The organism is Pseudomonas sp. C9 (assembly GCF_002000165.1).
Lineage (GTDB): Bacteria > Pseudomonadota > Gammaproteobacteria > Pseudomonadales > Pseudomonadaceae > Aquipseudomonas.
Genome location: NZ_MPAK01000001.1, coordinates 943179 through 956428 on the forward strand (window position 1 = coordinate 943179; position 13250 = coordinate 956428).

General features: G+C 59.7%; 9 protein-coding genes. All 9 read right to left on the reverse strand.

Annotation, left to right across the window (positions count from 1 at the left end; translation table 11 throughout):
- Position 1 precedes the first annotated feature (1 nt).
- The 9 genes from BMS17_RS04530 to BMS17_RS04570 all read right to left on the reverse strand — a co-directional run bounded on the left by BMS17_RS04530 (position 2) and on the right by BMS17_RS04570 (position 12965).
- A complete protein-coding gene (locus BMS17_RS04530; RefSeq protein WP_046026876.1) occupies positions 2 to 775 on the reverse strand; it encodes an HpcH/HpaI aldolase/citrate lyase family protein in 774 nt (257 codons plus the stop codon).
- On the reverse strand, positions 769 to 2640 hold the full coding sequence (locus BMS17_RS04535; protein ID WP_077430525.1) for an IucA/IucC family siderophore biosynthesis protein: 1872 nt from the start codon (positions 2638 to 2640) through the stop codon (positions 769 to 771). The genes BMS17_RS04530 and BMS17_RS04535 overlap by 7 nt, the downstream gene beginning before the upstream one ends.
- An 18-nt stretch (positions 2641 to 2658) precedes the next feature.
- Complete coding sequence (locus tag BMS17_RS04540; RefSeq protein WP_077432168.1) at positions 2659 to 4086, reverse strand: DHA2 family efflux MFS transporter permease subunit; 1428 nt, start codon at positions 4084 to 4086, stop codon at positions 2659 to 2661.
- On the reverse strand, positions 4083 to 5294 hold the full coding sequence (locus tag BMS17_RS04545) for a type III PLP-dependent enzyme (protein ID WP_077430526.1): 1212 nt from the start codon (positions 5292 to 5294) through the stop codon (positions 4083 to 4085). The genes BMS17_RS04540 and BMS17_RS04545 overlap by 4 nt, the downstream gene beginning before the upstream one ends.
- Entirely contained in the window at positions 5287 to 7068 is a 1782-nt protein-coding gene (locus tag BMS17_RS04550; protein ID WP_046026879.1) for an IucA/IucC family siderophore biosynthesis protein, read from the reverse strand. Before BMS17_RS04550 ends, BMS17_RS04545 begins: the two co-directional genes overlap by 8 nt.
- 211 nt (positions 7069 to 7279) lie before the next feature.
- Positions 7280 to 8656 carry a diaminobutyrate--2-oxoglutarate transaminase gene (locus BMS17_RS04555; protein WP_077430528.1) on the reverse strand — a complete coding sequence of 459 codons (1377 nt, stop codon included), beginning with the start codon at positions 8654 to 8656 and terminating at the stop codon, positions 7280 to 7282.
- Positions 8657 to 9017: 361 nt separating this feature from the next.
- Positions 9018 to 11441 (reverse strand): TonB-dependent receptor, encoded by a 2424-nt coding sequence (locus BMS17_RS04560; protein ID WP_077430529.1) that lies wholly within the window; start codon positions 11439 to 11441, stop codon positions 9018 to 9020.
- A gap of 67 nt (positions 11442 to 11508) precedes the next feature.
- On the reverse strand, positions 11509 to 12459 hold the full coding sequence (locus BMS17_RS04565; protein ID WP_077430530.1) for a FecR domain-containing protein: 951 nt from the start codon (positions 12457 to 12459) through the stop codon (positions 11509 to 11511).
- Positions 12456 to 12965 carry a sigma-70 family RNA polymerase sigma factor gene (locus BMS17_RS04570; RefSeq protein WP_046026883.1) on the reverse strand — a complete coding sequence of 170 codons (510 nt, stop codon included), beginning with the start codon at positions 12963 to 12965 and terminating at the stop codon, positions 12456 to 12458. Before BMS17_RS04570 ends, BMS17_RS04565 begins: the two co-directional genes overlap by 4 nt.
- Between the last annotated feature and the right edge of the window lie 285 nt (positions 12966 to 13250).

The following is a 13250-nucleotide window of genomic DNA, read 5'->3' on the forward strand; positions in this document are numbered from 1 at the left end:
ATTATTTTCCTTCTGCTGAAGTGGCGGCCAATCTGGCCTGGAGGGCACGAAAAGCGATGCCACGCTCGTCACCCAAAACAAAACTTTTTACGCCCCGGCTCAACCACCGTTCGTGGTCGCCCGGTTGGCGTGGAATCGCGCAATACGGCACGCCCACGGCACGGGTTGCTTGCCAAGCGGCGAGCAACGCTTGCTGCACCTCGGGCCGGTCGATCTGCCAGGGCAGGCCCATCGATTGCGATAAATCGGCAGCGCCTTCGAGAATCATGTCGAGGCCGGGAACGGCCGCAATCTCTGCGGCGCGCCGCACACCTTCGGCGCTTTCGATCATCGCCACGATCATGATTTGCTCGTTGGCCAGCTCGATGTAGTTCGCCAGGCTGTGTTTACCAAACGCGCCGGGGCGCCCGGCATTTAGGCTGCGAGTGCCCTGCGGGTGGTATTTGCAGGCGCGGATGCTCTGGGCCAATGGCTCGGGGGCTTCGATCATCGGCAACACAATGCCCTGGGCACCCCCATCGAGCAGGCGCAGCAGGGTTTTCGGGTTGAGGTCCGCGACCCGCACCAACGGCGTGATCGCGTAGCTCTCGGCGGTGCGAATCATGTTCTCCACAGTTTCGGGATTGATCAGCACGTGTTCCATATCGATGATCACGAAATCGAAACCGGCTTCGGCAATCAACTCGATGGCCGCCGGTGCCGGAATCGAACTGATCAACCCATACACCGGCGCACCCGCCGTGAGTTTCTGCTTGAGTAGGTTGGTCCTCAGCATGATTGCGGCCGGAAGGCATGCAGCGGATTCGGCACTGATTTGAAACGACGTTCGCCATCGCCCAGCAAGCGGCGCTTGGTCAGTTCTTCGACTTCATAGAACGGCGCGAACACATCAAACGTTTCATAACGCACACGGTGTTGCGGGTGTTCGGCCTGGTAAGCCGAGATCACTTCGGCGGTCATCTGCCAGAACAGGGCTTCCTCCAGTTGATAGTGCTGATGCAGGAAGATCGCCATCTCGGCCAGGCAGATGAAGAAGAACGAATCACAGGAGAAATCCCGTACCGCATCCACGTCATCGGTGAGGATGAACGAGTTGCGGTTGAGCTTGGCGTGGCTGGCTGGCAGTGGTACCAGGGTCGGGCACAGCTCGGGGCGCCCGAGATGCTCGGGTGAATAGCGCACACCGTCGTGGAAATCTTTCAAAGCAATACGCTGCGGCCAGCCCTGCTTGACGATCAGGACGATATTCTGACCGTGGGACTCCATGCCGATGCCTTCGGCGTAGAGCATGTGAATGATCGGCGACACCGCGACCTGCAACAGTTGGCGGGTCCAGGCATGCAGCCCGTATTGTGTGATCCAGGCATCGATGAACGGGATCTGTTCACCGCTGCCGTAGCGGTTGTCCACAGAACTCAGGCCATTGAACGGCACCGCTTGCTCATCTTCCTGCAGGTATTGATGGATGCTTTCGCGCCACAGAGTGCCCATCGTGCCGTAGGCCTGGGACATGCGCGTGGCCGGCAGGTGCTCGTAGTCAAAACTGACGCCGACCACCTCGCCGAGAATCACAAAACCCAGGTCGCGCGCCGTGCTGTCACTGCGGATCAACTGGTGCAGCCAGTCAGTGATGATCGGGCCGTTCATCACGGTGTGCCGGGCCAGAATGCGTGTGCTGGACGTGTTGGTCATGCTCAACGCGAGCTTGACGTAAGGCCGCTGTTTTTCAGTGACATTGGCCAAGGTGCGGATCGACTGCTGAGCCTGGTAGCGATCATCGGTGGTGCCCAGATAGATCACCTCTCCGCTGACCAGCTCTGGGTAAAACACCGGGACAATGACGTTTTCCCACTGCCACGGGTGCACCGGCATCAACCAGTAATCGCCCAGCGACTTGCCTTGATCGATGAGGCTTTCGGCGAGTTGCTGCCAGCGCTGCAGGCCGAATTCCTGCTGGATGAAGCCGTCGTATTGCAAGTGCCGCGAGACGTTCATCGCCCCACAGGATTTGGCCACCGCCAGCCAGACAATCGCGACGGGCGCGGCAAATTCCGGCCCATAGCTGGCGTTGTCCTTGAGCGAGAAACCGATGCGCGATTTGTAGCAAGGGTGATAGCTATGGGCGTCCATGAAGTGCTGTTCCAGCGCATCGACATCCAGTTGATGGGATGGCTGGGCCGCCTGATAACCCTGACTGCGCGATTGCAGATCCTTGAGCAGCGTCTGTTCCAGTTCATGGGTGAAGCGTGGCAGGTGCGGGCTGTCCTGAAGCTCGACCAGCAATTCGGCCAGCGCTTGATGCAGGCGCACACGGCTGTGTTCGCCCGAAGCATTGACGCGTTCAAGGGTGGCGTAATCAAGGCGGATCAGTTCGAAGCTGGCGCTCAGCAAGCCTGTGCAGTGGTATTCCACCGGTTGTTGCTGTGCATCGAGGCCGCTGACGACAAACCGGCATTGGCTGCCGCTCAATGGAGAATGGCGGTAAGGCAGCACGTTTTCATACAGCAGGGTTTGCAGCAATTGACCGACCACCCGCTGTTCCACTTGTTGGTAGTGCCGTGTGTCAGCGCTCGCCAGCCAGACGCCTGGCGCGTGATCTTGAGCCTGATGGGTTGCCTGAGAAGAGGTCGCCATTGTCATACCTTGTCGATTAGATAATTAACGTTGTTCGAGGGCCGAGGGCAGTGCCTCGACCGGCTCGTCGGATGCGTGAACGGGAAAACGCCAGGCGCAGGGCAGCGCCAACAGAACCAGGATGCCGGTGGCCATGAACACTTCGCTGACCGCCCCAGAGGTGCTCGCCTGTTGAATCCCGGCCCCGGTCTCGGCGGCCAGACGAAACTCCAGCCAGAGCGACGCGATGACGATGGCCAATGACGACACCAGTCGACGGGAAATGTTGTTCATCGCCGCGCCCTGGGTCACCATCGGTTCAGGCAACGCGTTGAGCCCGGCGGTGGTAACGGGGATGTAGGACAGACCGATCCCGGCGCCGCGAACCATCATCAGGAAAAACACCACACCGATGGAGGCGCCAGCGCCGAGCATGCCCAGGCCCAGCGTCGACGCACCGGTCAGCAGCAACCCCCAGAACACCACGCCCCGCGGCCCGTGCCGATCCAGCCAGCGACCTCCGATATGTCCGAACAGGCTGGCAAACAACGCTGTGCACAACAGCGACAGGCCAGTCCAGATCGGGCTGTAGCCCATCACCACTTGCACCAGCAGCGGCAGCAATACGAGGCACTCGAACATCCCGACCGATTGCACCACCGCGATAATCACGCTCAAGCGATAACCGCGCAGCGCGAAGATGCGCAGGTTCAACAGGGGTGAAGTCCGGTTCAGTTCCAGCCGTACGAACGCGACCAGGCACACGATCGCCACCAGCAACATGCCGAGGTTGAGAGGATCAGCCAGGGCTTCGGCGTGACGTAGACGACCCACCGCAATCATCAGCAAGCCAATGCCCGCCGCAATCAGCAGATAACCCGCGAGGTCGAACGGTTGGCGCTCGGACGGTTCAGAGGCTGGCAGCACCGCCACGCCGAGGATCAGCGCCACGAAACCGATCGGCACGTTCATCAGGAACAGCGAACGCCAACTGAACCACTCCAGCATCAGGCTGCCGCATAGCGGCCCCAACGCCGGCGCCAGCATGACCGCCGCGCCCCACAAACCGGTAACCCGACCCCGCTCGCCTTTGGCGTACACCGAGAAAATGATCGCCAACGACAACGGGATCATCAGCCCGCTGGCAATGCCTTGCACCACGCGAGCCGTGATCACCAATGCGATGGAGTCGGCCAGCGCGCCCATCAGCGAACCGCAGACAAATAACGCCACACCCCACAGGTAGAGACGCTTGCGCCCCACCCGCTGGCTGAGAAAACTGGTGAGCGGCATGGTCATGCCCATGCTCACCATGAACGCGGCCACGATCCAGGTGGCCAACAGCGGTCCGATATCGAAGGCACTCATGAAGGCCGGCAACGCCGGGTTGAGCGAGCTGTTGTTCAGGCTGACGGTCAAGGTACCCAGCAGCACATTGACCACTACCAGCCAGCGCGGCACTGCAAACGTCAATCCCAAGGTGCGACTCCTGCCGCTTGCACAAACACTTGCGGCGGTCGCGGATGGCAGAGGAAGTCCGCATGGGAAATGTTGTAGCCGTAAGCCCCGGCCAACGGCAGCACCAGCATGTCGCCGACTTCGACGCCGGTCAGCGGGCAATCGCGACTCAGCACATCCTTGGGCGTACACAGTTGCCCGACCACGGTCCACGCCTGCTCCAAGGCACCCGATGTTGCCGGGTGCCTGGGCAGATGAATGACCGGGTGATCGTGCCCCTGTGCCACTGGCAAGCGAAACTGATGTGTGCCGCCGCGACAAACCAGGAAGTGCTTGCCGTGACTGGTTTTGGTGTCCAGCACTTCAATCGCGTAGTAACCGCAGTAAGCACTTATGAAACGGCCGGGCTCAAAGCGCACGATCGGCGCATCGACACACGTCGCCAGGGACCGGCCCAGATGCGCGCACAAACGCTGCCAGTCGAACTGCTGCGGGCCGAGGTAATTGACCCCGATGCCACCGCCCACATTCAGATGGGTAATCGTCGCCGGGTCGGCGGACAGCGCCTTCCATTGCGGCCAGCGTTCCAGGTACAGGTCGAGCAGTTGTTCGTGACGCTCCACTTGCGACTGATGGGACATCGCATGGACATGGAAACCCTTGAGCCGCAGATGGCTTACGCTGTCGACCCAGCTAACGGCCTGGGCCAATGCCGACTCGTCAATCCCGAACGGCGTAGCCGTGCCAGCCATCGCCAGTTTGCTCGACAGGGGTGACGGCAGTTGCGGGTTGATGCGCAGCAACACGTCCTGCACTCGCCCCGCTTCCCGTGCCAGCCGTTGCAGGCGGACGATTTCATTCAGGCTTTCGATGTGAACGGCTTCGACCTGATGTTGCAGGGCCAAACGCAGATCGGAATCCAGTTTGCCGGGGCCGGAAAAGATAAACGGCTTGATGGCCGGGCAAGCCTGGAGTCGATCGATCTCGCCGCCAGACGAAATTTCGAAACCGTGCACCAGCGGTGCTACGGCGGTGAGAATTTGCGGGTCGCTGTTGGCCTTGATCGCGTAGTAAAGCTCCACACCTTCAGGCAGTGCCGCCATCACCTGGGTCACGTGCTGTTTCAGTGCGTCCAGGTCATAGATGAACAGCGCCAACGGGTCTTCGTGTCGCGTGCGGGCTTCGCCGATGGCGGCCAAAACCGCGGCTGGCAGCTTACCCATGGGTGGCCTCCTTACCCCACGGGCACACCAGACTGACGTAGCTGGCCTGACGATCCGCCTTGGCCGCCAGACGGACTTTCAAGTTGGTTTTGCAAGCAATCGGCTGACCGGCGATCAGCGCATCCAGCTCCGGCGCAGCGCGGGACAATTCGGCGCGGATACTGATCAATTGCTGCTCCACCCGCTGCCACATCAGCGGCGCCAGGTGCGCACGCTCCCAACTCAGGGCCAGCACCGCCTCGGACAAGTTGTTGACGAACAGGCAGTAGACGATGCGATTCCAACCCTGCTGTCGGGAATACAGCAGCGACTCACGCACCCGAGGATGAATGTCGGCATCGATCCGGGAAGCACCCAGTTCCTCAGTCAGTTTCACCCCTTCAAAATCCCGCAGCAGCAGGCGCTGCGGGCGACCGTTGTCATGCACCAGCACGCTGTTCTGCAAATGCGGCTCCATGACGATGCCATGGTTGAAGAACAGCGACAGCACCGGCCTCAGCAGCAGCGCCTGATAGTCGTCAAACCAACTCAACAGCTGCTGGTCATCGATGTCGTTACCTTTGAAGCGACTCAGGAACTCATGCACCAACGGCCGCAAATGCAGGCCCCGGGCGAACAGTGTGCCGGCCATGATGCTGCAGTCAGTGCCGGTGTCGAGGCAGAAATTCTCCCGCAGGATCGCGCCGGTCTGCTCGCGGAACCAGTGTGTATCAGCTTCGCTGGACTGCTGTGGTGCCCAGCTCAACAGGCCCGGTTCGCCCACCACCGACAACCCGCCGAGCGTCTCGGGCTGGGTCAGTTGCAGGTTGCGGAAGACACGGTCGATCATCAGCGCGCTTTCCAGCTCATACCAGGCGTTTTTCCTGACGCAATTGGTGATGCGCACATTCAGCGAGCCCTTGATAAAGAACTCATGCCCCTCGATGTACCAAGTGCGGATCGATGCAGTGGGATTGGCCATCAGGCCAGTGGCGCCCAGATCGACGATGGCCGCGGATTTCAGCAAGCGCTGCACCCGGCCGTCCTGCATGAACAACTGCGCCTGTACCGGGTGCATGCTAATCACTGCATACCCCGGCCGTGCTTGCGCCTGATCGGCAAAACCCGCCAGTACCTGGGCTTTGCTCAAGCCGTTGGCCCCGACACTCAACCCTTCCAGCGGCACCTCGAACAGGTGCAACGGCGTGCGGGCCTGGAACTCAGGGGCGTAGGTTTCCTGGGCCAGATGAGCGGGCCACAGCCGCGCTTTCGGTGCCGGGTGGTTCGGATGACCAAACCACAATCCTTGCTCGCTGGCCAGGTAGCTGCTGAGCGGGTCCGAGTCCTTGGGTGTGTTGTGGCCAACAATGGCCGCGGTCAGCAACTGGCTTTGCAACACCTGATCCAGCAACTCGTCGTTGCTGGCGCGGGTCATGTGTTCGCACGCCGCGAGCAACTGCTCGACGAACTCGCCGAATCCAAGGCACGACCATTCGCCCTCATCGCGCCGGGCATAGACGTCCGACAGGTAACGGTGACTGCCCAGCCCATCACGGCGGTCCACCATCACAAAAAACTGCTGCTGATTGGGCAGCTTGATGGTCAGGGGAATGCCCTTCCATTTCAGGCCCTCAAGGTAACTGCCCGGGGCGATGCCCTGCATCTGCGTCGGCCAGCTATAACTGACGCAGTTTTCCGGCAAGGCGAACTCTTTGATCAAACAGTTAAGCAGCGCGCACGTTGTCGCCAACTCACTGACCATATTCGGTAACACATTGCGATTTGGATGATTCATGGGTGCTCCACAGTAGCCCGCGAGGTCACTGAATACGTTATGTCGCGAAAAAATTAGTGACTGATCGACTTAATTAAAAGTCGACGAATCCCCACACAGCGACTTCACTTCGCTAAGCCTTTTAAAAAACCGGATGACGATAAAAGTGACTTACGCCAACATCATCAAACTGCAACTCGAGGAATTAACCATTCAGCGTCGATTGATTCATTCAAGGGCGCAACTGCAATAACGCAGCGGCCACAGCGTTATCAAAACGCTGTATCACTTGTTGGCATTGTTCATCGTCGATAATCAATGGCGGCAACAAGCGGATGACATTGCCCTTGCGCCCACCGCGCTCCAGTAACAGACCTTGCTTGAAGCACTGCTGCTGGATGGCCACGGCCAGCGCCGGGTCCGTCGGGAAATGCCCGTGGCGATCAGCCGGCTCGCGCTCGTTGACGATCTCGATGCCCAGCATCAGGCCACGACCGCGCACCTGGCCAAGGGCCGGATAGTGCGCTTGCAACTCGACCAGTCGATCCTTGAGCCACTGGCCACGGCGCTCGGCCTGAGCGGCGACGTGTTGCTGCTGCAACACCTGCAACGTGGCCAGCCCGGCAGCCATGGCCATCTGATTGCCGCGGAAAGTGCCGGCGTGATTACCTGGCTCCCAGGCGTCGAACTCACGACGAATGCCCAGCACCGCCATAGGCAAACCGCCACCGAGCGCTTTGGACATGACGATCAGGTCCGGCTCGATCTCGGCGTGCTCGAAGGCAAACATCTTGCCGGTGCGGGCGAAACCGGTCTGCACTTCGTCGAGGATCAGCAGGATGCCGTGCTTGCGCGTCACCTCGCGGATCGCCCGCAGCCAGTTCACTGGAGCACAGTTGACCCCACCTTCCCCCTGCACCGCTTCAAGAATGACTGCCGCCGGCAACGACACGCCACTTTCGACGTCTTCGATGAACTGGGTGAAATAGTGGGTCAAGGCCTCTACCCCGGCCTCACCGCCAATGCCCAACGGGCAACGGTATTCGTGAGGGTACGGCATGAACTGCACCCCGGGCATCAGGCTGGCGATGGCATTTTTCGGTGCGGTATTGCCGGTCAGGGCCAGGGCGCCATGGGTCATGCCATGGTAGGCCCCCGAGAAACTGATGATGTTATTGCGCCCGGTGTGGGTCTTGGCCAGTTTCAGTGCGGCCTCCACCGCGTCCGCCCCGGACGGCCCGCAAAATTGCAGGCAGTAATCGCGGCCCTGGTTTGGCAACAGGCTGAGCAGGGTTTCGCAAAAGGCATCCTTGACTACCGTGGTCAGGTCCAGGGTATGCATCGGCAGGCCCGAGGCAAGGAAGCTGTCGAGGCTGGCCATGATGGCCGGGTGATTGTGCCCCAGAGCCAAAGTGCCGGCGCCGGCCAGGCAGTCGAGGTACGTTTTACCCTCGACGTCAGTCACCCAGACCCCGTGCGCCTTGGCAATTGCCAGCGGCAACTTGCGCGGGTAACTGCGCACATTGGATTCAAACTTGCTTTGTCGAGCCAGATAGTCGGCATTGGTTTTTTGCAAAGGGTTAGAGTGCAATACGCCATCATTCAACATCGGTTTATCCTCGATAAGTTTCGATATGCAAATTATTCTCATTTGCAAATTAACGCAACTACTTGCTCGCCATTTTTTGAAAACTTACATAGTTTGCCAGTCAGCTATTAAAATCGTTCACGCACACAAAATCCCAAGTTATAAAAAACCTGAGAAACGATCATCAGTGCCATTATCCGGCCATGCTTTTATTATAAAAATGACAACTTTTTAATACCCTGCAACAGGCACTAACTTGTAGAAAAATATCGCAATGGGTCATTCACGTCAGATGGGCGAGCATTTCTTTCTCTGCAGGAATCAATTCATGAACACAACCCGGCGGCGCCCTTCCCTGTGGCGCAACGCACGGTTAATCGACTCAGAAGTCGACGGTCGCTGAAAGGAGGTAGGTACGTGGGGTCGCGAGCGTCAATCCCGGCTCGCTGTCATCCGAGGCCCCGGCAGAACTCCAGTAGCGCTTGTCGGCGACGTTCTCGACATTGGCACGCAGGGTGATGTTCTTTTCTTCAACCTTGAAGGCGTAGCGCGCGCCGACGTCGATGCGCGTCCAGGCATCGATTTCCTTGTCATTGGACTGGTCCAGATACTGCGAACTGGAATAGATACTGCGGCTGGTCAGGGTCAGGCCTTGCACGCTCGGTACATCCCACTCGGCGCCCAGGCTGACGTTGTATTCCGGCGTGGCAGGAGCGCGGTTGCCGTCAAAGGTGCCGTTGGCGGTATTGGTCAATTCGCTGTCGATGTACATGACGCCACCGAGCAGGCGGAAACCTTTGAGCGGCTCACCGAACACACTGACTTCCACACCGTTGTTTTCGCGTTTGCCGTTCGGGCCGAACACTCGCGTTATGGCGTTGGTCTCATAGGCCGGCTGCTTGATCCGGAACACTGCAGTGGTGATAGCGAACGCACCCGCGTCGTACTTGGCACCGACCTCGACCTGCCGACTGATGAACGGCGGGAAGATCTCGTCCTCGTTGACCGAGGTCGACGGCGCAATCTTGCCTTGGCTCAAGCCTTCCATGTAGTTGGCATACAGCGACAGTTTATCGGTTGCCTTGAACAGGATGCCGCCCGACGGAGAAACCTTTTCTTCATCATAGGCCGTGTCGCCTTTGACATCATCCGACCAGTCGTCAACCTGCACTCGCTGCCAGCGGGCGCCGAGGGTCAGTAGCACTCGATCATCGAAGAAACCCAACGTGTCGGATAACGCCATGCTGCTAAAGCGGTTCTCGGTATACACCTTCGGATCGAATCGCGTGGGGGTGATCGGCGTCCGTGTTTGCACGGGGTTGTAGATATTGCTGGGGGCAGCGGCATAACGGGCGCCGCCATTTTCAAAGTCCATGTAGAAATAGCTGGCAGCCAGATTCACTTCATGGCTCACCGGGCCGGTATGGAACCAGTTGCGCACCCCGGCATTGGCCGTCCGGACATTTTCGTCACGGGTGAAGTCACGTGGCAGAACGCTGAAATCACCTGCGTTGTTGGTGACCGATACGGCGTGTCGGAGAAAATCATGATCACTCCTGCGCGCGCCCACACCGCCATACAGCATGACGGAGTCGCTGACATCGAATTCGCCGGTCACCGTCCCGAAGGTATCCCTGGTACGCGCCTTGCTCCATGGCTGCGCGTAGTTGCTGCGAACCTCGCTTGCATGCGGAACCTGCGCCTTGGCGCCCACCTGCACACGCTCCTGCGGGGCGTCGGTATCACGCTCGGTATGCCCGACGTCCGTCGCAAGTCGCAGGCGTTCACCGCGAAAATCCAGGCCCAGCACGGCCATGTCACGGTCGACACTCTGATGATCCCACTCGGTGTCGCCGGACTGCTTCACGCCGTTGAAGCGAACGCCGAACATGTCACCTTCACCAAAGCGCCGGCCGACATCCACGGCCCCGCCGACCTGGTTGTTGGAGGCATAGTTGGTGGTGAACGACGTAATGGGTGCATCGGTGGCGCGTTTGGGCACCACGTTGATCCCTCCACCCACGCTACCCCGCGGCGAGATGCCGTTGATGAGCTGGCTCGGACCTTTGAGGATGTCAACGCGGTCGGCCATTTCCATATCGATCGTGTAAGTCGGCAAGACGCCGTAGAGACCGTTGTAGGAGACATCACTATTGAACAGGCTAAGCCCGCGAATGGTGAACTGCTCATACCGCCCACCCGCCGGGTTGGTGGCGCGAACCGAGGGATCGCTGGCGATAAGGTCACCCAAGGTACGAGCCTGCAGGTTTTTGACCGTTTCACTGGTGTAGGTGGTCTCGCTGAACGGCGTTTCCATGAAGTCTTTGGAGCCCAGCAAGCCTTGCGACCCAAGGCGCGCGACCTGCCCGCCAGCATACGGATCACCGTGCGCCGTGTCCGCAGCAGCGAAAATAGAGGTAGCGCCCAGTTGCAGGCCGCTGCCCGTTGGCGCCGGGGTCAGCATGTACGCCTGTTCACCCACCGGCTGCAGTTGCAGACCGGAACCCTGTAGCAACTGGGTGAAGCCCTCCTCCACCGCGAAGTCGCCGGAAAGACCAGGGCTGGTGCGCCCCCTCACCAGTGCCGGGTCCACCGACAGATTGACCCCGGCCAGCCCCGCGAAACGGGTCAACGCCGCGCCGAGGCTACCGGCCGGCACCTGATAGCTGCGGCGCGGCGCGTCTTCGGCCCAACCGGCAGTGATAAACAATGGACAGGCACTCAGACTCAACAACAGACTCAAGTGCAACAAGGGGCGCAACCGGGACGGAGCCAGACGCGTACTACAAGGCATCACTACAGGCATTGAGAATCTCTCTGATTTCGTTTCACTTGCCTTGAATGACAAGCGGCGCGAAAAAAGGGGACACGCTTTAAACATTATTTTTGCGCGCCACCAGCGTTACCCAGTAACGCGTACGCGAATGCACCTCCAGCGGCAGGCTGGCCGCTAGCAGCGCGAGGATGCGATCGGTGTCTTCCAGGCGAAAACTGCCAGTGATGCGCAGCGATTCCAGTTCTGGCTCCCAACGCAATACGCCTGGACGATAGGTACTGAGTTCGCGCAAAAAATCCCCCAAGGGTTGGTTCTGCGCCATCAGCACACCGTCACGCCAGCCTGGGGCCAGCACGTCGAATGGCTCCACAGCGCCGGCACCCGCCGCTTGAAGGCTGACTTGCTGGCCGCCGCGCAATGAAAAGACCGGCCCGCGCAGGGGCTGTAACTGCACCGTGCCTTTAAGTACTGACACCTTGTAGCCCGCCTGCCCCTGACGAACGCACACTTCGCTCTGACCGACGACCACTTGCCCGAAGCGCGTGAGGATCGTCAGCGGCGAAGTCCCGGGTACATTCAGTGCGATTTCGCCTTCCACCAGTTTCAGACGCCGGTTCTTCAGGTCGATATCGACGGCGCTGGCGGTGTTCAACTGCAGAGAGCTGCCATCAGCCAACTGAACTTTTTTGCTTTCCCCAGTGACGGTCCGCAGGTCGGCACTCCAGACATCCAGGGGCAATTGCTGACTGATCAGCCACGCGGCCGGCACCAAAGCTACCGCCCCGACGGCGCGCTTGAGCACTGTACGTCGACTGGTTTGCGGCCGGTCCAGACTGGCCATGGCGAGGGCCGATGGCAGTTCTGCAAAGCGTTGGCGCAAGAGTTGCGCTTTCTGCCAGGCCTGTTCGTGACTGGAATGGCTGTCGCGCCAGCTCTGCAGCTGTGCCCGGTCCCGCTCATTGGCGCAGCCGGATTCCATAAGGGCCAGCCATTGCGCGGCGGCCCGCACGACTTGTCGGGCTTGAGCCGAAGGTGCCGAACCGTTCACAGCTCCACCAACAGGCAATGTTCGTAGGCTTGAGCCATGTAGCGCTTGATCGTGCGCTCCGAGACTTGCAATCGCTCGGCAATTTCTTGATAACCCAGGCCTTCCAACTGGCTCCAGAGAAACGCCCGCCTTACCGGCCGCGCCAATCCATCGAGCAATTCATCCAGGGCTTGCAGGGTTTCCAATAGCATCCAGCGCTGCTCAGGGGACGGCACGCAGTCCTCAGGGAGTAATGCCAAAGCAGACAAATAGGCTTGCTCCAGGCTGCGCCGCTTGTAGAAGTTGGTCAGCAGCCGCTTGCCGACTGTCGCCAGGTAGGCGCGAGGTTCTTGCAGATCGGCGATGCGTTGGGAGCTGGCGAGCAACCGCACAAAGGTATCCTGACTCAGATCTGCCGCATCGCTGCCGTTACTCATGCGTCGTCTCAACCAGCCTTCGAGCCAGCCACGGTGGTCGCGGTACAGGTCGTGGAAGGTTTGCTCCGGCGGCGTAGCTACATCACTCATCTAAAGAAACCCTGCGCGAAGAAATATTCTAAATGAGATTCATTCTAATTTGTGTTGAGGCGTCACACCAAGTCCTTTGTGCAAATTGCATCGAGTAAATGCTTGAATTGTTTAGTGACGGAGAGGTAATTCGGCCGCGCAGGCGCCGATTCATCGGGGCGGCGGATTAAAAAAGGGGGGGAGAGATTTTCGAGAGGGATCGGAGCTCACTGAGCGCTCGCGCTTGGCCGGCAGATGCGGATCCATGAGGATGACGGGAAGGAGACAAAGCCAAATCGCAGACAC